This is a genomic window from Glycomyces artemisiae (assembly GCF_003002955.1).
Taxonomy (GTDB): Bacteria; Actinomycetota; Actinomycetes; order Mycobacteriales; family Micromonosporaceae; genus Glycomyces; species Glycomyces artemisiae.
The window spans coordinates 64,823-87,308 of the sequence record NZ_PVTJ01000015.1; the positions used below are offsets into that span (position 1 = coordinate 64,823).

At 71.1% G+C, this 22,486-nt stretch carries 20 protein-coding genes and 1 tRNA gene; 7 read left to right on the forward strand and 14 right to left on the reverse strand.

Annotated elements, in window-relative coordinates; translation table 11 throughout:
• Nucleotides 1-299: 299 nt before the first annotated feature.
• The gene (locus tag B0I28_RS27010) at nucleotides 300-572 is read right to left on the reverse strand and encodes an SGNH/GDSL hydrolase family protein (RefSeq protein ID WP_146148247.1); all 273 of its coding nucleotides are present in this window, start codon (nucleotides 570-572) and stop codon (nucleotides 300-302) included.
• A 493-nt stretch (nucleotides 573-1,065) separates the two neighbouring features.
• Here B0I28_RS27010 and B0I28_RS25875 point away from each other — a divergent pair, with 493 nt between their 5' ends.
• A complete protein-coding gene (locus B0I28_RS25875) occupies nucleotides 1,066-1,638 on the forward strand; it encodes a TetR/AcrR family transcriptional regulator (protein WP_181245975.1) in 573 nt (190 codons plus the stop codon).
• A 208-nt stretch (nucleotides 1,639-1,846) separates the two neighbouring features.
• On the forward strand, nucleotides 1,847-2,848 hold the full coding sequence (locus B0I28_RS25880; protein ID WP_106366761.1) for an NAD-dependent epimerase/dehydratase family protein: 1,002 nt from the start codon (nucleotides 1,847-1,849) through the stop codon (nucleotides 2,846-2,848).
• 179 nt (nucleotides 2,849-3,027) lie between these two features.
• On the opposite strand, the gene B0I28_RS25885 is transcribed toward B0I28_RS25880, so the two are convergent.
• Entirely contained in the window at nucleotides 3,028-3,708 is a 681-nt protein-coding gene (locus tag B0I28_RS25885; RefSeq protein WP_106366762.1) for a hypothetical protein, read from the reverse strand.
• A gap of 352 nt (nucleotides 3,709-4,060) precedes the next feature.
• Between B0I28_RS25885 and B0I28_RS25890 the strand changes: the two genes are divergently transcribed.
• A complete protein-coding gene (locus tag B0I28_RS25890; protein WP_106366763.1) occupies nucleotides 4,061-4,720 on the forward strand; it encodes a DUF4333 domain-containing protein in 660 nt (219 codons plus the stop codon).
• A 394-nt stretch (nucleotides 4,721-5,114) separates the two neighbouring features.
• On the opposite strand, the gene B0I28_RS25895 is transcribed toward B0I28_RS25890, so the two are convergent.
• From B0I28_RS25895 to B0I28_RS25910, 4 genes are all read right to left on the reverse strand, one after another.
• A tRNA-Ala gene (locus B0I28_RS25895) sits at nucleotides 5,115-5,187 on the reverse strand.
• A 94-nt stretch (nucleotides 5,188-5,281) separates the two neighbouring features.
• Nucleotides 5,282-6,832: a dolichyl-phosphate-mannose--protein mannosyltransferase gene (locus B0I28_RS25900; protein WP_106366764.1), complete on the reverse strand. Its 1,551-nt coding sequence runs from the start codon at nucleotides 6,830-6,832 to the stop codon at nucleotides 5,282-5,284.
• A gap of 30 nt (nucleotides 6,833-6,862) precedes the next feature.
• On the reverse strand, nucleotides 6,863-9,004 hold the full coding sequence (locus B0I28_RS25905; RefSeq protein WP_146148248.1) for a transglycosylase domain-containing protein: 2,142 nt from the start codon (nucleotides 9,002-9,004) through the stop codon (nucleotides 6,863-6,865).
• A gap of 236 nt (nucleotides 9,005-9,240) precedes the next feature.
• Nucleotides 9,241-10,059 carry a hypothetical protein gene (locus tag B0I28_RS25910; protein WP_106366766.1) on the reverse strand — a complete coding sequence of 273 codons (819 nt, stop codon included), beginning with the start codon at nucleotides 10,057-10,059 and terminating at the stop codon, nucleotides 9,241-9,243.
• Between the two features lie 157 nt (nucleotides 10,060-10,216).
• Here B0I28_RS25910 and metG point away from each other — a divergent pair, with 157 nt between their 5' ends.
• Nucleotides 10,217-12,007 (forward strand): methionine--tRNA ligase, encoded by a 1,791-nt coding sequence (gene metG / locus B0I28_RS25915; RefSeq protein WP_219926997.1) that lies wholly within the window; start codon nucleotides 10,217-10,219, stop codon nucleotides 12,005-12,007.
• Between the two features lie 58 nt (nucleotides 12,008-12,065).
• Here metG and B0I28_RS25920 read toward each other — a convergent pair whose 3' ends face one another.
• Complete coding sequence (locus B0I28_RS25920) at nucleotides 12,066-13,187, reverse strand: hypothetical protein (RefSeq protein ID WP_106366768.1); 1,122 nt, start codon at nucleotides 13,185-13,187, stop codon at nucleotides 12,066-12,068.
• Nucleotides 13,188-13,391: 204 nt separating this feature from the next.
• On the opposite strand from B0I28_RS25920, the gene B0I28_RS25925 reads away from it, so the two are divergent.
• On the forward strand, nucleotides 13,392-14,249 hold the full coding sequence (locus B0I28_RS25925; RefSeq protein WP_106366769.1) for a TatD family hydrolase: 858 nt from the start codon (nucleotides 13,392-13,394) through the stop codon (nucleotides 14,247-14,249).
• A gap of 4 nt (nucleotides 14,250-14,253) precedes the next feature.
• Here B0I28_RS25925 and B0I28_RS25930 read toward each other — a convergent pair whose 3' ends face one another.
• Nucleotides 14,254-15,954 (reverse strand): copper resistance CopC/CopD family protein, encoded by a 1,701-nt coding sequence (locus B0I28_RS25930; RefSeq protein ID WP_106366770.1) that lies wholly within the window; start codon nucleotides 15,952-15,954, stop codon nucleotides 14,254-14,256.
• 69 nt (nucleotides 15,955-16,023) lie between these two features.
• Between B0I28_RS25930 and B0I28_RS25935 the strand changes: the two genes are divergently transcribed.
• Entirely contained in the window at nucleotides 16,024-16,764 is a 741-nt protein-coding gene (locus B0I28_RS25935; protein ID WP_106366771.1) for a DsbA family protein, read from the forward strand.
• A gap of 153 nt (nucleotides 16,765-16,917) precedes the next feature.
• On the opposite strand, the gene B0I28_RS25940 is transcribed toward B0I28_RS25935, so the two are convergent.
• The 4 genes from B0I28_RS25940 to B0I28_RS25955 are packed head-to-tail and all read right to left on the reverse strand — an operon-like array spanning nucleotide 16,918 to nucleotide 19,493.
• Complete coding sequence (locus B0I28_RS25940) at nucleotides 16,918-17,670, reverse strand: energy-coupling factor ABC transporter ATP-binding protein (protein WP_106366796.1); 753 nt, start codon at nucleotides 17,668-17,670, stop codon at nucleotides 16,918-16,920.
• Nucleotides 17,667-18,428, reverse strand: coding sequence for a cobalt ECF transporter T component CbiQ (cbiQ, locus tag B0I28_RS25945; RefSeq protein ID WP_106366772.1), 762 nt, complete (start codon nucleotides 18,426-18,428; stop codon nucleotides 17,667-17,669). Before cbiQ ends, B0I28_RS25940 begins: the two co-directional genes overlap by 4 nt.
• Before the next feature lie 22 nt (nucleotides 18,429-18,450).
• The gene (locus B0I28_RS25950) at nucleotides 18,451-18,789 is read right to left on the reverse strand and encodes a PDGLE domain-containing protein (protein WP_106366773.1); all 339 of its coding nucleotides are present in this window, start codon (nucleotides 18,787-18,789) and stop codon (nucleotides 18,451-18,453) included.
• Entirely contained in the window at nucleotides 18,789-19,493 is a 705-nt protein-coding gene (locus tag B0I28_RS25955) for an energy-coupling factor ABC transporter permease (protein WP_106366774.1), read from the reverse strand. Before B0I28_RS25955 ends, B0I28_RS25950 begins: the two co-directional genes overlap by 1 nt.
• A 243-nt stretch (nucleotides 19,494-19,736) precedes the next feature.
• Here B0I28_RS25955 and bcp point away from each other — a divergent pair, with 243 nt between their 5' ends.
• The gene (gene bcp / locus B0I28_RS25960) at nucleotides 19,737-20,210 is read left to right on the forward strand and encodes a thioredoxin-dependent thiol peroxidase (protein ID WP_106366775.1); all 474 of its coding nucleotides are present in this window, start codon (nucleotides 19,737-19,739) and stop codon (nucleotides 20,208-20,210) included.
• Nucleotides 20,211-20,267: 57 nt separating this feature from the next.
• Here bcp and B0I28_RS25965 read toward each other — a convergent pair whose 3' ends face one another.
• Nucleotides 20,268-21,764 carry a sensor histidine kinase gene (locus B0I28_RS25965; protein ID WP_106366776.1) on the reverse strand — a complete coding sequence of 499 codons (1,497 nt, stop codon included), beginning with the start codon at nucleotides 21,762-21,764 and terminating at the stop codon, nucleotides 20,268-20,270.
• Nucleotides 21,761-22,480, reverse strand: coding sequence for a response regulator (locus B0I28_RS25970; protein ID WP_106366777.1), 720 nt, complete (start codon nucleotides 22,478-22,480; stop codon nucleotides 21,761-21,763). Before B0I28_RS25970 ends, B0I28_RS25965 begins: the two co-directional genes overlap by 4 nt.
• Nucleotides 22,481-22,486 lie beyond the last annotated feature (6 nt).

Genomic DNA, 22,486 nt, shown 5'->3' on the forward strand with positions numbered 1-22,486 from the left:
ACGGCACCCGCCGCCAGGCGGGTGCCGTTCTTCCTATGGCAGGACGGCCTCCAACACGATCTGCGCCTGGAGTTGATATCCCAGGTCGCTCGGGTGGAATCGATCGGCGGCGAACTTGCCGCTCCAGGGAGGAGTGAAGTTGCGGGACAGGTAGGCGACGGGCAATCCTCGCGCCATGGCCGCGGCGTCGATCGCTCGGTTCACCCGTGCGACACGGGGAGTGAACACTCCGCCTACCACCCAGAACTTGTTCGGCAGCGGCAGGTCGAGAACGACGGCACGGTCGGGCAGACGGGCGATCAGCGTCCGCAGCGTGTCGCACAGCCGCCTCGGCGGGTGACCAGGATGTCGTTGCTGCCGACGCCGAGGGTCACCAATGCGGCGGCGGGCAGCTCATCGAGCTGGGGCAGCTGTCGGGCGAGCACGCTCGAAGCGAGGGCGCCGGCGCGCGAGAGGTTGACCACCCGCCATGGTCGGCCCGTCTGCCGAACGAGTTCCACGTGCACCCGGCCGACATAGCCGTGCAGGGGAGCAGAGGCGCCGAGCCCCAGCGCAGTGGAGTCGCCGAGCACGACCCACAGCGGACCGGCCGCGGCTTGTGCTCTCGCCAGAAGTCGGCGAAGCTCCGCGCCTGATCCCAGACTGCGTCGACTCCGTTGCACCACCGCTGGACCGGATGGCCGGCGAGGTCCGGGACGCTGAAATCGGGACGGGCGAATCCGGCGGCGACGGCGTGCACGATGTCGATCGGGGAGCGCGGCCGACGCGGGGGGCCGAGGAGTGAACGCGCAGCTGCCGACATTTGAGCTCCGTAACTTCGGAGAACCCGGGGCTGGGCCGGGCTCCGCTTGGTCGATGGCCGAGGTGGCATCCAGACCTGAAGGACGAGGGACCCAGCACCACGGGCGTTTACATTTCTATAAGTAATGTGAACGCTCGATGCGATCCTCGCAAGGGCGCCATCGTCCGGCCACGCGAGGAAGGAACGCTCGACGCCCGGCGCGGCACCGGCCCGGATACGCTCCGGGCTATGAGCGGGGCAGTGAGAGGACGGAAGGCCACCACATGAGCGACCGGGAGCTTCGCGAGCGCATCCTCGACGCCGCTGAGGCATGCATCCTTGAAGGAGGGCCGCAGGCCCGCATCCACGGCCTGGTCGCCGCACGAGCCGGCGTCTCGCGGCCCACGGTCTACAAGTACGTCGGCGATCAGCAGGCGGTGACCGAAGCGTTGCTCAACCGCGAGGTCGACCGGTACCTCGATGCCGTCCGGCCCGTGATCGTCGATCGGCGCGCACGACGCGAGCGGTTCGTCGAGACCGTGGTGTTCACAGTCGTCTACGCCCGCCAGCACGCACTGCTCCAGGCGCTCCTGCGTGAGCAACCGGACGCGGTGCTGCCATGGCTCACCACCCGGGCCGAACCGATGCTGCGGCGGGGGATCGCCTCCATGTCCGGCTACGTGCACCAGGACCGGCAAGAGGTCGTGGCACCGGACCGGCTCGACGTCGAGATCGAGTGGGGCATCCGCCTAGTGGTCTCGCTGATCACGACACCCAGCGTCACCCAGCAGCTGGTCACTCCGGCGAACCTCCGCCGGTACCTCGCCTCACTCCTGGACATCGGAGCCGATGCCTGATTCGCAGCCTGCTGCGCTGATGCCCGCGAAGCGGTCGCGCTCCTCGAATGCCTTGAAGACCTCGCGGGTCGGCGACGCCTCGATCGCAGGTCGTCTGCGTCGGGTCCGGGGCGTGCTTGCCCACCGGCGGCATCAACGGGATGATCGAGTCCGCACCGTCATCGACGCCATCGATGGCGGTACCGCATCGATCAGAAAGGGTGACGACTTGAGACTGCTCGTCCTCGGAGGTTCGCAGTTCGTCGGACGCGCGGTGGCCGCTGAAGCACTCGCGCGGGGCTGGGACGTGACCGCCTTCAACCGGGGCCGGTCGGGTCTCGACCTGCCCGGTGTCACGGCGATCCGGGGCGACCGGTGGGACCGGTCCGACCTGGAGCGCCTGGCCGCGGCGGGGCCTTGGGACGCGGTCGTCGACTCCTCCGGGTACGTGCCGCGGAACGTCCTCGAAGTCGCGGAGATCCTCGAACCGTCGGTGCGGCGGTTCCTGTTCATCTCGACGCTGTCGGTCTACGAAGGCTGGCCGGTGCAGCCGCTGACCGAGGATTCGCCCACCCTGCCGTGCCCGCCGGATGCCGACGAGACGTTCGGGACCGACACCGAGAACGGACCCAGCCAGTACGGCTACCAGAAGTCCGGCTGCGAGGCCGCGGTCCTCCAGGTGTACGGGACGGAGCGAAGCGCGCTACTGCGGGCGGGTGTCGTGCTCGGCCCGCACGAGTACGTCGGTCGGCTCCCGTGGTGGCTCGGCCGGATCGCCCGCGGCGGACGCGTCCTCGCCCCGGGGGATCCAGCTCGGAGCATTCAGCCGATCGACGTCAGAGACATCGCGGACTTCGCAGTCGATGCGGCCGCGAGCGGCGTCGAGGGGGCGTTCAACCTGACCGGGTCGGGCGAGGCGACGTTCGGGGACTTCCTCGACGCCTGCGCCGAGGTCACCGGCGCCGCTTCCGAACTGGTCTGGACCCCCGACGAGGTGCTGCTGGAGCACGGCGTCGGGCAGTGGTCGGAGCTGCCGCTCTGGCGGACCTCCCCGGGGACCTGGGACGTCGACTCCACGAAAGCGAGGGCCGCCGGGCTCGTCAACCGGCCGATCGCCGACACCGTCCGGGACGCCTGGAAGTGGATGCGCGATGCGGCATTCGAAGTGAACGACAGGTCGGCCGAGATCGGCATCGCACCGGAAAAGGAGCAGCGCATCCTCGACCGGTGAACGCTTCACCTCCGACGCGGCTCCGGTTCGGGAAGTCCCGGGTCAGGGAGGTCGACAAGGTCGACGGCTGCAAGTCTCGCGGGGAAGGCGCCGGGCGCTGCCGGGGCCGACTCGCACAGCAGCACGATCGCCCTCGTCGCAAGCCCCGTTGCTCAGTCGGGAGGCGGCGCTGCTGCTTGTCAGACCGGGCTGTCGATGCCCAAGGCGATGCTGGACCCGTCGGGGAATTCCAGAAGATGGAAAACGCCTTCGACGGAGCCCTTGGGTTTGCGCCGGTCCCGGCTGCGGTCCCAGTACCGGTCGGCGGACAACTCGAATACCGGGACGGTCGTCACCGGGCCGAGCTGCTGGTCCTCCTGGCCGGGTGACCATCTGCCGGGCAGGTCGAGGTTCCACTTCAGCAGTTCGAGACGGTCCTCGGTCGTTTCGGGGGCCGTCGCTCGCTGGTCGTGGTCGCGCACCTCGGCGAAGGCGAACCGCCGGTCGGTGAGGATCCAGACGCCGGTCCTGCTGCGCGCGGCGTCGGCGAGCGCCGCTGCCCGGCAGTCGGATCGCGGGCCGGAGACGGTCACCGGCACGACGCGTCTGCCGCTCAGCTCGGGAAAGAAGTTCGGGCTCAGGTAGATCGCAATGAGCTTCGCGATCACCCTGATCGTGGTGACCAGCGTCGTCTTCAAGGCGGACAGGACGAACCGCTTCGGGCTGCCGTTCCGCTCCCGTCCCCGCACGTCGTAGGCGGTGTTCGCGGGCAAGACCCCGACCGCGAAGAGGACTTCCTCGCCGCGGTGCAAGAACTGCGAGTGCATCACCGGCCGTGCGTCGAGAACGGGATCGAAGCCGCGGTACTGCGTCTGCTCCATGAGGGTTCGTCCTTCAGTTCGGGCCGCGGGGCGTTGGGGAGCGGCATCCAGAACGGTAGTGACCGGCCGCGTGCCACGGGGTCCCCCCGCCTCGCGCCGACAGCGGCCCGAACGGGGCTGACCTGCGATGCCGCCGCCAGCGGCATCATCTCCTGCCGGAATCCCGCCGGTGTCCCACCTTGTATGCCGCTCATCCCGCTAGAAGGATTGCCTAATCGTCGGATCAAATCGGCATCGTCTACGGCCGCGGCAGGCCGAGGCGAGGCACCGCCGCAAGCAGAACGCTCGCCGGTCTCGCCGTTCCTCCGGGAGGCGTCGAGCACGCCAGGAGAATGCAATCCTCACCCAGCGAATGAAAGGCCCCGTTGTGCCCAGCCGAAAACTAGCGGCCCTGCCCTTTGCCCTCACCCTCCTCGGACTCGCGGCGTGCACTGCCGAAGCCGGGCCCGCGGTTTCCGGCGGGGAACTCGCCGAACTGGCCGCGGACGCCCTGGAGAAGCAGACCGGATCGCGTCCCGACCTCGACTGCGGCGACGACTCGATCATCGTCAGTGAAGGCAAGGAGGTCGACTGCGTGGCGACCTCCACCGAGACCGGCGCCGAGTACGATGCCACCATCACCTTCACCAGCGTTGAAGGCGCGGACTACGAGATCAGCGTGGACGTGGCCTCCGAGCCCGGCGACGCCCCCAGCGAGGCCCCGACCTCCGATCCCGCCGAGGCCGACACCTCGGCACCGGCCGCCGACGCGAACAGCATCGTGGTTCCCGCCCCGGACTTCGCCGCGGCGGTCGCGGACGCGGTGGCGGCCGAATGGGGGGCGGGCAACGACATCGACTGCGGCGACGCCGCCACGAGGACCCTGTATGAGGGTGCGATCCACTCCTGCGTGCTGAACGACGTCTCAACCGACGCGGACTACGCCATCACCATCACGATCACCAGCATCGACGTCGAGGCCGGCACCTTCAACTTCGAAGCCGTCGTGGATGAGACCCCGTTGAACCGCTAGGACCGTGCGCTGCCGGGCCGCCCCGCGACCCGGCAGCGCAACGGGACCTGACGCTCATCGGCCGGACCGCGGTCAGCCCTCCTCATCGGGTCCGCGGTCACGCCCGCCTGTGCGCGTTCAGATCTCGATGCGGGAGCCGACAATCACGGCGCGGTCGCGGAGCGCCCGAAGCGCTCGGCCGCGTCGGCGGTGATGCGGGAGGCGGCGATGAACAGCTGCCGATCCAATTTGATCGAGGATCCCCCAGGCCGTGTGCGACACAACGGATCAGCCGGTAGCCCGGCGCTTTGGGGTCGGCAACCACCGCAAAGTCTTCTCGCCGACCATCGCCCTTGAGGTAGCAAAAAGCGGTCATCAACTCGATGACCGCTCATGTACTCAATATCCGATTCTGTGGAGCTTAGGGGATTCGAACCCCTGACCTTCTCATTGCGAACGAGACGCGCTACCAACTGCGCCAAAGCCCCTTGCGGCGACAAGATTAGCACGGCCGCGGAAGGGGGCTGCGGGGGTGTTGTGTGGGCCCGGTCTCTCGGGGGCCTCCGGGGGTCCGGAGGCCCGTCAGATCCAGGAGTCGAGCCACATGCGGGCCTGCCATTCGTCGCGGGGCAGGGCCTCGCCGGTGTAGATGGGCCAGAAGTAGGCGAAGCAGAGGACGACGACGGCGACGAAGGCCCCTGCGATGAGGGCGCCGGTCAGGCGGCGCTCCGGAGAGGCCAGGGAGAGCTCGCCGCGGCGGTGGCGGCCGATGATGAGGCCGAGGCACCAGGTGACGGCGCCGATGAAGAAGGGGACGGCCGGGGCGGTGTAGAAGAAGAACATCGTCCGGTCGGGGTAGAGGAACCACGGGAGGATGCCCGCGCCGACGCCGGTGAGCAGGAACCAGGCCCGCCAGTCGCGGCGCGCGATCGCCCACACGAGGAGGACGAGGGTCGCGGGCACGAACGTCCACCACAGCAGCGGCGTGCCGAGGAGGAGGACCTCCGAGGCGCAGTCGGCGGCGCCGCAGTTGACGTCGGAGCTCCAGTAGAAGACCACGGGCCGCAGGTCGAACAGCCACTGCCACGGCCAGGACTGGTAGGCGTGCTCCGAGGAGAGGCCTTCGTGGAACTTGAGCACGCTCATGTGGTACTCCCACCAGTTCACGAGCGCGCCGAACACGGGCGGCTCGGAGCGCCCCTGGTCGAGGAGCCAGTGGCGGTAGGAGCCGGTGTCGTTGAGGAACCAGCCGGTCCAGGAGAGGACGTACACGCCGATCGCGAGGAGCCCGAACCACAGGTTCTGCCCGAACTCGTAGATGACGGTGTCGCGGAAGGGCTTGCGGGCGCCGACGTCGGCGCGCAGGCGCCAGTCCCAGACGATGTAGAGGACGATCGCGGCGATGATGTACCACAGCGCGGACCACTTGGTGGCCATGGAGAGCCCGAGGAGGACCGCGGAGGCGACGCGCCACCACGGGACGCCGAGGCGCGGCCGGCGGCGGCGCGGGTCGAGGCCGTCCTCGATCGCGGCGAGCCAGCGCGCGCGGCGCCAGTCGCGGTCGCGCACGACGCAGTACATGGCGGCGAGGATGAGCGTCGCGAGGAAGATGTCGAGGAGCGAGGTCCGCGAGAGCACGAAGTGCGAGCCCTCGACGGCGAGGAGGAGCCCGGCGGTGCCGCCGAGGAGCGTCGAGCCGGTGAGGCGGCGCATGAGGCGGATGAGGATCGCGACGCCGATGATCCCGGCGGCGGCCGCGGCGATGCGCCAGCCGACCTCGTCGTAGCCGAAGGCGATCTCGCCGAGGCTGATGAGCCACTTGCCGAACGGCGGGTGCGCGACGTACGCCGACCCGGTCGCGCCCGGGTCCCATTCGACGCCGTGGGAGAGCATCGTGTGCGCGTCCTGCGCGTAGTAGACCTCGTCGAAGATCAGGCCCTTGGGGTGGTTCAGGCCGATCAGGCGCAGGACCGCGGCGATCCCGGTGACCGCGAGGGTCACCCAGAGGGCGCGGCGACGGTCTGGCGGGACGGTGCCCGCGAGGCGCGCCCGGACGGCGGGGAGGGGGCCGGGGAGCGGGGTCGGCCGCCAGGCGGCTGGCGGCTGCTCGGGCCGGACTGCGGTGGCGCTCACCGGCCCGAGTTTAGGGTGTCCCCTTCACGGTCAGTGCACCAGCTCGCTCGGAGGCGTGAAGTCCCCTTCGCCGTTGATCTCCCATTGGGCCGCCAGGATGTCGGCGACGGCGTTGGCGGGTTTGCCGAGGTTCGACTTGCCCACGTAGTTCTGGGGGCTGTCGGGGTCGGCGACGAACGCGGCCGCGGCGGCGTTCGGCGTGAAGCCCACGAACCAGTTGGTGGAGTTGGAGTCGGTGGTGCCGGTCTTGCCCGCGACGGGCCCGTCGACGGCGGCGCTCACCTGCTCGGCGGTGCCCCAGGTGCAGTTGCCCTCGGCGGCGCCGTACCCGGTCGGGCAGCGGGCCGCGTCGACGGCGGCGCGCGCGACCTCGACGCTGACGGCCTGGTCGCATTCGCTCGCGAACGCGATCGTCCCGCCGGAGTTGGTGAGCGCGGACGTCACGGGCGTGGGCTTGCAGTAGACGCCGTCGGCGGGCAGCGCCGCGTAGGCGGCGGCCATGTCGAGCGGCGTGGTCTGGGTGACGCCGAGGACGAACGGCCCGAACGACTCCGGGTTGTTCTCGACGTGCCCGAGGTCCTGCTGGTTGCGGAACTTGATGCCGAGGCGCTCGGCCACGTCGATGGCCTTGTCGACGCCGACGCGCTCGGCGAGCTGCACGAAGTAGGTGTTCACCGACTCCCCGAACCCGGTCCACATGTTGTAGTTCCCGACCTCCGACTGGGACGCGTTCTTCGGGCACCAGTGGTTCCCGCACGCGGCCTCGCCGTCGCCGACGATGTACTTCGACGTGTACTGGTACGGGGAGTAGATCGTGGTGTCCAGCGGCATGCCCGCTTCGAGCGCCGCGAGCATCGTGAACATCTTGAACGAGGACCCCGCCTGGTACCCGTTGACGTCGGCGTTGCCGCTGAGCAGCGGGTTCGTGGTGTTCGGGTAGGAGCCCTTGTAGTCGCTGTTCGCGGTGTTGGGGCCGTTGTCCGACACGTCGTTCGAGTAGTTGCGGTTGACGGCCATGACCTCGATCGCGCCGGTCCCCGGCTCGACGACGACGGACCCGAGCGCGTACTCCGACCCCGTCTCCAGCTGGTTCTCGATGGCCTCCTGGGACGCGTCCTGGAGCTCCACGTTCAGCGTCGAGGTGATCTCGTAGCCGCCGCGGTACAGGCGCGCCTTGCGGACCTCCTCGGAGTCGCCGAAGTCCTCCTGCTGCTCCCACCACTTCTCGAAGTAGTCGACGAAGAACCCGTAGTCGGAGTCGATCGCGCCGCCGGAGGTGTTGTTCGCCTCCTGCGGGTTGAGGTTGAGGTCCTCGGCCTTCGCGGTCTCGCCCTCGTCGGAGGTGAGGTAGCCGACGTCGACCATGCGGTTGACGACGTGGTTCCGGCGGGCCAGCGCGGCCTCGGAGGAGCCGTTGATCGGGTCGTAGACGCTCGGGGACTGGATGAGCCCCACCAGCATCGCGGACTCGGCGACGGTGAGGTCGGCGGGGACCTTCCCGTAGTAGACCTGGGCGGCCGCGCCGATGCCGTACGCGCCGTTGCCGAAGTACACGGTGTTCAGGTAGTTCGTGAGGATGTCCTCTTTCGACATCTCCTCTTCGAGGGCGAGCGCGTACCCCATCTCCTTGACCTTGCGGTCGATGGTGACCTCGCTGGCCGCCGCGACCTCCTCGGGGGTGGTCGCGGTGTAGGAGAGCACCTGGCGCACGTACTGCATGGTGATCGTCGAGGCGCCCTCGGAGGTGCCGCCGTCGGCGATGTTCGTGACCAGGGCGCGCATGACGCCTTCGGGGTCGACCCCGTTGTGCTCGAAGAAGTTCGAGTCCTCGGTGGCGACGAGCGCCTGGATCACCGAGTCGGGGATCTGGTCGTACTCCAGCTGCACCCGGTACTGGTCGCCGAACGTCGCGATGACCGTCTTCCCGTCCGAGGCGTACAGCGTCGAGGCCTCCGGCGCCGGAGGCAGGACGAGCTCGTCGGGGAGGTCGAGGACGGCCTCGGAGCCGACCTTGGCCAGTCCGCCGATGCCGCTGGTCACCGGCAGGAACGCCAGTCCGACGACGAGGCCGAACGCCACGGCCACCGGCACGAGCGCGAACATGGCGCGGCGCTGCACGGCGGTGATGGGTCCGAACCAGGTCTGCGCCACCGGTTTCGAAGAATCACTCACGCTGTCTCCCAAAGCCCCGCTGCGGGGAAGGAACGGTCATTTCAGTTGGGCGCGGCCAAGCGCCGTTCAGGCGGAGTTCCGGGGGCGCCCCAACTCTACGACGCGCCAGGGAGGCGGTTCTGACGCAGTCCGGCACTGGTGGGGGCGATTACAGCGCGGCGCGGCCGCGGGCGCGCCGCCCGCGGCGATCATGCACCGGCTGCTACGGGACGGGGACGGACCGGCGGTGCGGCGCCTCACCAGGCGAACGCGAGCGCGGCCGCGAGCACGGCCCCGGCGAACACCCAGCACAGGCCGATCGCGCCCGAGCGGCCCTCGTACAGGCGCGTCGCACCCGAGACCGACACCATCGACATCGCCACGACCATGAACAGCACCAGCGCGGGCGCCCAGCGCAGCAGCAGCCCGCCGGTGCCGCCGACGTACGCGCTGTGCGCGTCGGGCCCCGTGGAGCGCGCGGAGAGCTCGGTCCCGACGTCCGCCGCCGACACCTCGCCGGTCAGCGCGAGGTCCTTCGACCAGCCGTCGGTCACGAAGCGGCCGTTGCACGACGGCGCGAACCCGTCCTTGCACGAAGTAACGGTCACCGTCCCGTGGTCGGCGTGGCCGATGCTGATCCACAGCGCGGGCGCGGCGGCCCACGCGAAGAACATGAGCAGGCACGCGCACACCAGGACGCCCAGGAGCGCGGGCCCGAGGCGCTTGGGCTCGCGGCGGCGCTGGGGCCGGCCGGGCTTGGCGGGGCGGCGCTTCTCGGTCTCGGCGGCCCGTTCCCACACGGCGCGGATCGCGGCCATGCCGTCGGCCTGGGACCCGAGCGGGCTGCGCTGCGCGACCGGGCGGGGCGCGTCCTCGGCGGGGTCCCAGTCGACGGGCCCGATCGGCTCGGCGTGCTCGACCGCACCGTATTCGGCAGCGCCCCGTTCGACCGTGCCCCGTTCAACCGTGTCGTGCTCGACCGCGCCGTAGGCGGCCGGGACCTCGGGCACGCCGTGGTCGGCGCCGCCGTAGCCGGCGGACTGGGGCTGGTCGGCCGCGCGGTGTGTTCCAGACATACGGGCTATTGCATCACCGAATCGGCGAAGCCGGGCGCAATCGCGCAGGGATAGTGTGTCGTCACCGCCCGAACGGGTGGCGACCCGGCCGTGACCTGGCCGCCGACGCGGTCGGAGGGCGGCATGTCCAGATGTCAGGACGGATACCATGGGGCGCATGACTCACGTACTGACCGCGCTGGCCTGGCCTTACGCCAACGGCCCCCGGCACATCGGACATGTAGCGGGATTCGGGGTCCCCGCCGACGTCTTCGCCCGCTACATGCGCATGCGCGGTCACGACGTCCTCATGGTCTCGGGGACCGACGAGCACGGCACGCCGATCCTGGTGCAGGCCGACTCCGAGGGCCTCAAGCCCGCCGAGGCCGCCGCGAAGTACAACCGGATCATCGTCGAGGACCTGGACGCCCTGGGCCTCTCCTACGACCTGTTCACGCGCACCACGACCGGCAACCACTACAAGACCGTGCAGGAGCTGTTCACCAGCCTCTACGGCAACGGCTACATCCTCCAGAAGAAGACGCTCGGCGCGATCAGCCCGTCCACGGGCCGCACGCTCCCCGACCGCTACATCGAGGGCACCTGCCCGCACTGCGGGTTCGACTCGGCGCGCGGCGACCAGTGCGACAACTGCGGGCGCCAGCTCGACCCGACCGACCTGATCGACCCGAAGTCGCGCATCAACGGCGAGACCCCGAAGTTCGTGGAGGAGGACCACTTCTTCCTCGACCTCCCGGCGTTCGCCGACGCGCTCAACGTGTGGCTCGACACGCGCACGGGCTGGCGCACGAACGTCGTGCGGTTCACCAAGAACCTCCTCGACGACCTCCAGCCGCGCCCGATCTCCCGCGACCTCGACTGGGGCGTGCCGATCCCGCTCGACGGGTGGGTGGAGCGCAAGGACAAGCGCCTGTACGTGTGGTTCGACGCGGTCATCGGGTACCTGTCCGCCACGATCGAGTGGGCCCGCCGCTCCGGCGACCCCGACGCGTGGAAGCAGTGGTGGCAGGACCCGGAGGCGGTCTCGTACTACTTCATGGGCAAGGACAACATCGTCTTCCACTCCGAGATCTGGCCCGCGATGCTCCTGGGCGCCAACGGCGAAGGGAGCAAGGGCGGCGAGCCGGGCGCGCTCGGGAAGCTGAACCTGCCGACCGAGGTCGTCTCCTCGGAGTTCCTGACGATGGAGGGCAAGCAGTTCTCGTCGTCGCGGCGCGTCGTCATCTACGTGCGCGACTTCCTGGAGCGGTACTCCCCCGACGCGCTGCGGTACTACATCTGCGCCGCCGGCCCGGAGAACCAGGACTCGGACTTCACGTGGGCGGAGTTCCTGCGCCGCAACAACGACGAGCTCGTCGCCGGATGGGGCAACCTCGTGAACCGCTCGGTCGCCATGGCCGCCAAGAACTTCGGGGCCGTCCCCGAGCCCGGCGAGCTCGAACCGATCGACCGCGAGCTCCTCGACGCCACGAAGGCGTCCTTCGACGCCGTCGGGGACCTCATCGGGCAGAACAAGGTCCGGGCGGCGATCGGCGAGGCCATGAAGACCGTCGCCGCGGCGAACAAGTACCTCGCCGACACCGCGCCGTGGAAGATGAAGGAGGACCCGAAGCGCCAGGGCACGGTCCTCTACACGGTCCTCCAGGCCGTCTCCGACCTGAAGACCGTGATGAGCCCGTTCCTGCCGCACTCCTCGCAGAAGGTCCACGAGCTCCTCGGCGGCACGGGCGTGTTCGCGCCGATGCCGCGCATCGAGGAGGTCGCCGACCTCGACGAGGGCGGCGCGACCGACGGCCCGTACCCGATCCTCACCGGCGACTACTCGGACGTCCCGAAGTGGGAGTCCGTGCCGCTGGCGCCCGGGACGCCCCTGGACAAGCCCGTCCCGGTGTTCGCGAAGCTCGACCCGTCGATCGTCGACGAGGAGATCGAGCGGCTGAACTCGTAAGCAGGACAGACGCAGCGGCTCCCGGCGGATTCGCCGGGGGCCGCTGCGCGTTCGAGCTTCAAACCGCGGGTGCGAGTTCGGCGCGGCTGACCCACTTCTCGTAGATCCCGCGGCGCACCGCTTCCGCACCCGTGCGCGAGAGCATGTCGGGGCTGGGCCGCGAGAGCCGGAAGCGGCCCCACTCGTCGTCGGCGTCGACGAGCGTCCCGGCGATGCCGTTCCAGACGACGCGCGTGGCCTCGCGCAGGACCCGCCGCACCTGGTAGGCGCGGCCGATCTCGACGCCGGGGATGTCGACGCGGCGTTCGAGGGTCAGCGGCGTCCACTGCTGCCCCGCGTAGGAGAACAGCGCGGTCTCGACGCCGCTCGCGGTGTACGCGACGAGCTTCGCGCCCTCGGGGAGCGGCAGGTCGGCGAGGTCGGCGGTGACGTGCTCGGGCAGCACGTGCGCGGTGGAGATCGCGAAGCCGGTGCCGAGCACGGGCGTGCCGCGGCGGTCGGAGGACGGCATCGCGGTGAGGCCCTCGTAGTCGGGGGCGACCGGCGCCTGGTAGTCCGCGGGGTCGGCGGCGGCCCAGCGCAGCGCGAGCGTCCACGGCTCCGAGGACTCGGTCTCGCCGCCGAGCGAGGCCCGGGACGCGGGCGTGCACAGGTGCGCGATGTCCCAGCGGCGGTAGCAGAACCCGCCCGGGACCGCGGCGGTCTCCAGGAGCCGCGCGGCCTGCGCGGCGGTGACGGGCCGCTCCATGATCTCGCCGACCCCGGGCGCCGCGGACTCGCGCACCCGGTCGAGGAGGGCCCGCGCGGCGGGTTCGAGGTGCGGGGTCTGGGTCAGGCGGCGCACGTATTCGAGGTCGACGCCGGGCGCGAGCGGCACGGTGAGGAAGCGCTCGTCGGCGACGGCCGCGGGCACGCCGTCGCGCAGGACCTCCCCGGCGTGGACGACGTGCCGGTACGGGTACTCGCTGCCGTGCCGGTGGTTCGGCAGGAAGTCGGGGCGCGGGAGCGCCGAGAACAGCTCCCAGGCGGCGCCGTCGGCGTAGGGTGCGCCGGGGAACTTCTCGCCCTGCCATTCGACGGTGGTGATCTGGAGCGGCTGGTCCTGGTCGGCCGGGACGGCGGGGCGGCGTTGCTGGAGCGCTGCGGCGCGGTTGCGGCGGGACGCGAGGTCGCGGGTCATGTGCGGCTCGATTCGTCTGCGCGGTGCGACGGCGATGTCGCCTGGTATTCAGAGGCTTATATACGTGTCGGTTCCTCACTGCCGGTGAACCGGCTGTCCGCCAACGTAGGCCGGTCCTGTCAGGCCGGGATGTCCATGAAATGAAGAAGATGTTACGGGCGGCACACGCGAGTGCCCGCGCGCTCGGCGTGGCATGGTTGTCACGTGTACCGATCCGAGCCCGCGCCGCTCCCCGAGCCGCTCCCGTTCCCCATCGCCGACAGCCACACCCACTTCGACCTGGTCGACGTGTTCGGGTCCGAGGAGGAGCTCCCGACGCCCGCGCCGGACGCGCCCGAGGTGCTCGCGCGCCTCGCCGAGGCCGAAGCCGCGGGGGTCGCCCGGGTCGTGCAGGTCGGCACCGACGTCGCGTCCTCGGGATGGGCCGCGGCCCTCGCGGACGCCGACGCGCGCGTGCTCGCCGCCGCCGCGCTGCACCCGAACGAGGCGCCGCGCCTCGCCGACCTCGACGCGGCTCTGAGCGCGATCGACGAGCTGGCGGCGCTGCCGCGCGTCGCGGCCCTCGGCGAGACCGGGCTCGACTACTTCCGGACCGACGAGGCCGGGCGGGCCGCGCAGCAGCGGTCGTTCCGCGCGCACATCGAGATCGCGAAGCGCCGCGGCAAGACCCTCGTCATCCACGACCGGGACGCCCACGAGGACGTCCTGTCGATCCTCGACGCCGAGGGCGCGCCCGACCGCGTGGTCCTGCACTGCTTCTCCGGGGACTTCGCGTTCGCGAAGGAGTGCGCGCGGCGCGGGTTCTTCATGAGCTTCGCCGGGAACGTGACGTTCAAGAACGCCCAGAACCTCCGCGACGCCGCGTCCGCGGCCCCCGCGGAGCTGGTGCTCGTGGAGACCGACGCGCCGTTCATGGCCCCGATCCCGGTGCGCGGGTACCGGAACCACCCGGCGCTGGTGAACTACACGGCCCGGTTCCTCGCCGAGTACCTGGAGCGTGACCTCGAAGCGTGGTGCGAGCGGCTGTGGCGGAACACCGAGGCCGCGTTCGGCGACTGGTGAGCCGCTAGGACACGTCGATCTCGGCGTCGGCGGTGGCCGTGTTGCCTGCGGCGTCGGTGAGCGTGAACGTGAAGACCCACCGGCCCGCCTCGCCGAGGTTCGCCTCGCCCGCGAGGATGCCGGTGCGCAGCTCAATGAGCCGGAGCTCTTGGGGCGCTTCGCCTTCGAGCCCGTAGACGGCCTCCCATTCGACGGCCTCGAACGCGGCGCCTTCGAGGTCGTCGGCGAGGATGCGGACGCTGTTCGCGCCGGGCCTGCCCGGTTCGAGGACGACCTGCGCGGTGAACGCCTCGGTCGTCACGAGCGTCGCCGTCTCCGTCGAGGCCGACTCGGTGGTCTCGGCCTCCAGGAGCGCGGTCTTCGCGGGGACTGCCTGCACGAGCACCGCGACGGCGCCGAGGACCACCGCGAGGAACACGGTCTCGACGCCGGCCATGAGCCGCAGCCGCGCGCGGCCTTCCCTGCCGCGCAGCATGGCCCGCCTGGTGAGCAGGCCGATGGCGACGGTGACGATGAGGATCCCGGACTTGAGGAGCACGAGCTTCCCGTACTGGGTCTGCGTGAGCGCGTCGATCGAGTCGATGTGCAGGAGCGACGACGCGATCCCGGCGACGATGAGGTTCGCGATGAGCCACGGCACGAGCGCGAGCCAGGTCGCGGCGGTCCGGTCGGGGATCTCGGTGTCCCCCCGCAGCGCCAGGATCAGCAGCGCGAACACGCCGCCGCCCCACGCCAGCGCGGTCGTCAGGTGGACCCAGTCGGCGATGAACGCCACGACCACGGGGTCGGAGGCCATGGGGTGCCCGGCGAGCGGCCAGGTGGCGCCGAGGGCGAGGCCGACGGCGGCGAGGCCCGCGACGACGGGCTTTCCCGGCTGCTCCTCGGCGGTGACGAACACGCGCATGAGCGGCAGGGCGAGCAGCACCAGGAGGAGTCTGAGCAGGGCCGAGAGCCCGATGTTGGACTGCATGACGGACTGGAGCCCGACCGCGTCGAGGTCGGACACGCCGGTGCCGTTCTCGTACGCGGCCTGGAGCGGCAGGCCGAGGACGGCGGTCATGGCGACGACGGCGAGGCCGAGGGCGACGAGCTTCGCGGCGGCCTCGCGGGGGCGGGCGCCGGCGGCGAGGAGGATCCCGGCGCCGAGCGCGAGCGCGAGTGCGGCGTAGCCGAACCAGCGGTTGCCGTACAGGAGCGCCTGGACGAGCGGGTCGGTTCCGGCGGCGGTGAGCGCTTCGGCGCTCGGGGCCTCGGTCTCGGCGCCGACGGAGTACGTGAACGTGCCGGAGACGGGGTGGCCGTCGTCGGAGACGACGCGGTATCCGACCAGGTAGGTGCCCTCCTGGTCGGCGTCGACGGTGATCGTGACCTGGGTGCCGTCCTCGCTGCGGACCACTTCGGTGTCTGCTCGGTCACCATCGGGAGCCACGACGCCGGTGCCCGCGTCTACGGGGGTGACTGGCTCGTTGAACTCGACGACGACTTCGCTCGGGGCCTCGTCCAGGACCGCCCCGGACACCGGGGTGGTCTTCGTGGCTGCGGCGTGCGCCGAGGCCGCGGAGGCCCACAGGACCCCGATGAGGACCGCCGCGAGCGACGACCAGGCGAGGCGGACGGCGTGCCGCCGCGCGGCGGCCGCACCGTGCCAGGGGGTGCGGCGTTTCCGGGCGGGGGGACGTTGTCGGGTGGTCAGACGGCTGTGCATCGCCGCTGAGCGTACTCGAAACCGCTTCGTGAATCGAGTGTTGGACCTGAGAAAGGCTGAGCGAGGCACATGGGCAGTTCGGAGCGGAAGAACGAGCGCAGGAAGGCCGCGGAGGCCCTGCGGAAGCAGCAGGCCGCGGAGGCGCGGCGGCGCAAGATCCTCCTGTGGGTCTCGGTGGGCGCCGCGGTGGTGCTCATCGGCGGGCTCCTGGGCGTGGGGATCTGGTACAACAGCCGCGGCGACGACTACGAGGTGAACGAGCCGACCGCGGCGGTCAGCGACTCGTACGGGGTGACGCTCGGCTCCGGGCCGGTCGAGATCGACCTGTTCATCGACTACATGTGCCCGGCGTGCAACCAGTTCGAGTCCGCGTACTCGGAGAACCTCCAGGCGTGGCTCGACGACGGCTCGGTCACGATCAACTACCACCCGATCACCATCCTCGACCGGCTCTCGTCGGGCACCGAGTACTCGACGCGCGCGGCCGCGGCCGCGGTGTGCGCCGCCGACGTCGGCGAGCAGCAGTTCCTCGACTACACGCTGGCGCTGTACCAGAACCAGCCCGCCGAGAACTCGACCGGCTTGTCGGACAACGAGCTGATCGCGATCGGCACCGACGACGTGGGCCTCGACGCCTCCTGGCAGACCTGCGTCGAGAACGGCACCTACAAGGGCTGGGTCCAGGACGGCACCGCGTGGGCCACCGGCGACGGCGGCGTCACCGGCACCCCGACCGCCAAGGTCAACGGCGAGGTCGTCGAGAACGCCTCCTTCGCCGACGAAGTCCGGGCCGCGATCGACGCCGCCTGACTCGACTGGAACCCGGTGGGGCGCAGCCGTTCGGCTGCGCCCCACCGGCGTTGATGCGGAAGTTTCCGGGCAGGGGCAGAGCCGGGCGCGGCCGTGCTGAGACGCCCCCGGTTCGATGGTGCCCGGCGGGTACGACATCGATCCGCAGGTGAGTCAGCCTCGCAGGGCGGCGAGGGCGGTCTCCAGGGAGAAGCCGAACGGGAGCTCCAGGCGGTGGCGTTCCAGGAGTTCGGCGTCGGCGAGGAGTTCGGCGATCGGGGCGTCCGCCGCGACCCGGCCCGCGTCGAGGATGACGGCGCGGTCGCAGAGTTGGAGCGCGTACGGCAGGTCGTGGGTGACGAGCAGCAGTGTCGGGGCGGTGCGGTGGAGGATCGCCGCGAGGTCGCGGCGGCTGGCCGGGTCGAGGTTCGCGGAGGGCTCGTCGCACACCACGATGTCCGGGCGCATGGCGAGCACCCCCGCGAGGGCCGCGCGGCGCTGCTGGCCCACCGACAGGTGGTGCGGCGGGCGGTCGGCGAGGTCCGCGAGCTCCACGGCGGCGAGCGCGGCGGCGACGCGCTCGGCGAGTTCCGCGCCCCGCAGCCCGAGGTTCGCGGGGCCGAACCCGACGTCGTCGGCGACCGTGGGCATGAACAGCTGGTCGTCGGGACTCTGGAAGACGATGCCGACGCGGCGGCGGATGTCGGCGAGCGTCTTCTTCTCCACTCTGACACCGCCCACCGACACTTCCCCCTCGGTCGCGGTCAGCAGCCCCGCGAGGTGCAGCATCAGAGTGGTCTTCCCGGCGCCGTTCGGGCCGAGGATCGCGACGCGCTCGCCTTCCTCCACCACGAGGTCGACGCCGTCGAGGGCCCGGTGCCCGTCCGGGTAGGCGTGGCCGAGTCCGCGGAAGTCCAAGGCGCTCATGCGTTCACCGCCGTCCAGGCCGCGACCGCGGCGGCGACCGCGGGCGCGGTCATCGCGGCCGTCCACTGCAATGCGCTCGCGGGCGCGGGCCCGACTTCGAGCGGGAGGCGGCCGGTGTAGCCGCGGGCGGCCATGGACTGCCAGACGCGTTCGCCGCGTTCGAAGGACCGGATGAAGACCGTGCCGAGGCTGCGCGCGAGCGCCCCGGCCTGCCACAGGAACCGGGGGTCGTCGCAGCGGGCGAGCCGCGCCAGCCGCATCTGCGTCACCTCGGCCACGGTCAAGTGCGCGTAGCGGATCGCGAACGCGGTGATCTGGAGCAGGATCTCGGGGCAGCGCAGCCGCGACAGCCCGGCGAGGACCCCGGCGACCGGCGTGGTCGCGGCGAGCAGCAGCGCGGCCCACACGCCGAGCGTGGCCTTCGCGAGGAGGTTCCACCCGGCCCACAGGCCCGGTTCGGAGACCTGGAGGAACCACACGTGGACGGCGGGACCCTCGACCATGAACGGGAACGCCAGCGCGAGCACCAGGAACGGCGACTCGACCAGGCTCCTGGTGAAGACCCAGCCCGCGGGGATGCGCGCGAGCGCGAACAGCCCGGCCAGGATCAGCGCGTGGACGCCGAAGGCCCACACGGCTTCCCGCGGGGTCGCGGCGATGGCGCAGGTGAAGGCGACGAGCGCGACGATCTTCACCTGCGGCCGGAGCCGGTGGAGCGGGGAGTCGCCGGGCCGGTGGAGGCCGTCGACGGCGCTCACCGGCGGCCCTCCGCGCGGGCGGTCACGCGCGGTCCTCGGCGGGCTTCTTCCCGCGGGCGAGGAGCCAGAACAGGCCGGTGGCGACGCCCAGGGTGAGGAGCACGCCGAGGATGCCGGCGAGCGACGCGCCGAGGATCTCGTTGTCCAGGAACGACATCCCGTAGTCGGCGAAAGCCCCGCCGATCTCGTGCTCGCCCGCGGACTGGAGCACGCACGTGCCGCCCGTGATCTCGCCCTCCGACGTGTCGCAGCCGGTGAGGAGCACCGATTCGAGGCCGTCGGGCGAGGCGGAGGCGAACAGGGACACGAACCCGGCGAGGACGAGCGTGACGATCGTGCCGGCGATGAGGAGCTTCTTCATCAGGAGGCCTCCTTGACCGCGGGGGCGGGCTGGGCGAGCGGGGTGCCGCGGAGGGCGTGGACGAGGTCGGGGCGGGCGACCGCGACGGCGGTGACGGCTCCGGCGGTGATGACGCCTTCGCCGATGCCGACGAGCACGTGGGTGCCGAGGATCGCCCCGGCGATGGCGCCGAACGACTGCCCGACGGGCTCGCCGCCGACCCAGAACTGGAGCACGAACCCGGCCGAGGCGGCGACGACGCTGACGATCGACGCGGCGAAGACCGCGGCGCCGAGGCCCCAGCGGGTGCGCGGGAGGACCTTGAGCGCCAAGGCGATCACGCCGTAGGCGGTGAACGTGGCGATGAGGGCCATGTTGGCGACGTTCAATCCGAGGGCCGTGACGGCGCCGTCGGCGAACAGGAGCGCCTGGATGACGATGACGACGGTGACGCACAGCGCCCCGAGCCAGGGCCCGAGGAGCGCGGCGGCGAGCGCGCCGCCGAGGAGGTGCCCGGAGACGCCCGCGGCGATCGGGAAGTTGAGCATCTGCGCGGCGAAGATGAACGCGGTGGCGAGCCCGGCGAGCGGCACGAGGCGCTCGTCGAGTCCCCTGCGGGCGGCCACGGTGCACCAGGCGACCGCGATGGCGGCTATGAGGGCGGTGACGAGCGACGTGGGCCCGTCGATGACGTCGGTCGGGATGTGCAGCGCGAGGTCTTCCACGGGCGGCGCGCCTTTCGGTATGTGTCCGGGGGGACTTTGCGGCGGCCGCCCTGCCGGCTGCAAGGCGCCCACGCTGGAATCAACAACCCACGTGAGGCTATTGCAATTATTTTGCAATAGCGGAGCCGGGCGCGTCAACCCGGTCGCACATATCGGGACGCGTCGCGGGGCGCTTCGATCGGACAGCGAGCGTCAAGCGTGCTCCCAGGCGATTGTCAGGGACGGAAGGTAGGGTTGCGACCTGTGAACGTACGACTTCAGCCCGGTGAGACGGCACCGGATTTCACGCTCGCCACGGACACCGGCGACACGATGACCCTGTCGAGCCTTCAGGGCCGCAAGGTGATCCTCTACGCGTACCCGCGGGCGATGACCCCGGGCTGCACGAAGGAGGCCTGCGACTTCCGCGACAGCCTCGCGAGCCTCCAGGCCGCGGGTTTCGCGGTCGTCGGGATCTCCCCCGACGAACCCGAGGAGCTCGCGAAGTTCGTCGAGCGCGACGGCCTGACCTTCCCGCTGCTGTCCGACCCCGAGCACAAGGTGCTCGAAGCGTACGGCGCCTGGGGCGAGAAGAAGAACTACGGCCGCACGATCACGGGCGTCATCCGCTCCACCTTCGTCATCGACGAGGCGGGCGAGATCGAGTCGGCCCAGTACAACGTGAAGGCCACCGGCCACGTCGCGCGCCTGAAGAAGCAGCTGGGCCTCGACGACTAGGGCCCAGGCGACCAGGGCCCCGACGACCAGGGGTCCGGGAGTTCATGGCCCGGGCGGCTAGGCGCGCGCGCCGTCGGCGGGGAGCAGCACGCGGAACGTGGCGCCCCCGCCGGGCGTCTCGGAGAGCCGCACGCACCCGCCGTGGCCCGTGACGATGGCCGCGACGATCGACAGTCCGAGCCCTGAGCCGCCCTCGCCGCCGCGCACCCGTCCCGGGTCGGCGCGGTAGAGCCGCTCGAACACGGCTTCGGCGTGCTCGGGGGCGACCCCGGGCCCGGTGTCGGCGACTTCGACGACCGCCGCGGGCAGCGCGGGCAGCTCGCCGATCTGCGCGAGGCAGCGCGGCCCGGGGCTGCGGCTCCAGCCGATGCGCACGGCGATGCGCGCGTCCCCGGGCGTGTACCGCAGCGCGTTGGCGACGAGGTTGGTGAGGACCTGCCGCAGGCGCGGCTCGTCGCCCTTGATGTCCACGGCGTCGAGGAACTCCTCCGAGCCGCCCGTCAACGCCTCCAAGGCGATGAAGCGTCCGGGCGCGCGGATGTGGGCGTCCCCGACGACGTCGGCGGCGACGCCGAGGAGGTCCACGGGGCCGCGCTGGAGGGGCCGCTGCCGGTCGAGCGCGGCGAGGAGCATGAGGTCGTCCAAGAGGAGCCCCATGCGCTGGGACTCGGCCTCGATGCGGCCGATCGTGTCGTCCATGACGGGCCCGGGCGGGACGCCGCCGCGACGGTACAGCTGCGCGAACCCCTTGATGGAGGTCAGGGGCGTGCGCAGCTCGTGGGACGCGTCGGCGAGGAACTGGCGCAGGCGCGCCTCGGAGGCGGCGCTGTCGTCGAGGGCCGTCTGGAGGCGCCCGAGCATCGTGTTCAGGGCCTGGCCGAGGCGGCCGGTCTCGGTGTGCGGGTCGGTGTCGGTGACGCGCTCGTCCATGCGGCCGTTCGCGATCGCGGCCGCGGTGGCCTCCATCCGGTCGAGCGGACGCAGGCCGATCCGCGCGACCCAGAAGGCGCTGACGGCGAGCACGAGGAGGATCGCGAGGACCGTGCCGCCGCCGATGAGCAGCAGCGATTCCGTTGCGGCGCCGATGTACTCGGAGGACAGCGCGAACACGACGTACCCGTCGGCGTCCTCGGCCTCCTCCACGAGGATCCGCCAGGAGTTCCCGTCGGCGTCCTCGACCGTGGCGGTCTCGCCGACCCGCCCGGCCAGGTCGCCGAGGCCGGTGAGTTCGGGGGCGTCGTCGCCGAGCGTGTGCTCCAGCGTCCCGTCGGCGCCGTAGAGGTAGATGCGCGGGCTGTCGGGGAGCCCGGCCTGCGGCGACGGCGGCTCGAAGCCGCCGTCCTCGGCGAACGCCTGGTCGCCGCGGTGGTCGTTGCCGCGGGCCATGTCCGCGGCGGTGGTCAGCTGCGAGTCGATGCGCTCGGTGAGCACGTTCTGGAGGAGCGCGGTCGCGATGAGGATCGCGGCGGCCAGCGCGAGCGCGCACAGCGTCACGATCGTGAACGCCATGCGGGAGCGGACGGTCCAGTGCCGCCAGCGCCGCGGGCGGATCATCTGCGGGGCTGCCTGAGGGCGTAGCCGAAGCCGCGAACGGTCTGGATGAGCGGGGGCTCGACGACGTCGATCTTCTTGCGCAGGTAGTAGACGTAGGACTCGACGATGCGGCCGTTGCCGCCGAAGTCGTAGTTCCAGACGCGGTCGAGGATCTGCGATTTGGAGACCACCTTGCCCGCGTTGACCATGAGGTAGCGCAGGAGCTTGAACTCGGTGGGCGACAGCTCGATCGGGTTCCCGGCGCGGCGGACCTCGTGCACGGTCTCGTCGAGTTCGAGGTCGGCGTAGCGCAGCACGCGGTCCTCGGCGGGCGCGGGCGCCTTGGCCCGGCGCAGGATCGCGTGGATGCGGAGGACGACCTCTTCGAGGTCGAAGGGCTTGGTGACGTAGTCGTCGCCGCCGACGGTGAGGCCGGTGACGCGGTCGCGGACGGCGTCGCGGGCGGTGAGGAACAGGACGGGGAGGTCGCGCCCGGCGCGCAGGCGCTTCGCGACCTCGAAGCCGTCCATGTCGGGGAGCATGACGTCGAGGATCACGAGATCAGGTTCGAATGCCGCGGCGGCGCGGAGCGCCCCGGCGGCGTCGCGGGCGACTTCGACCTCGAATCCGGTGAGCCGGAGGGTCGCCGACAGGAGCGCGGCGATGTTCTCCTCGTCGTCCACGACGAGGACGCGGTCCTTGCGTTCAGGCGCTTCGCTCACTCCAGGCTCCTTCATTCCAGT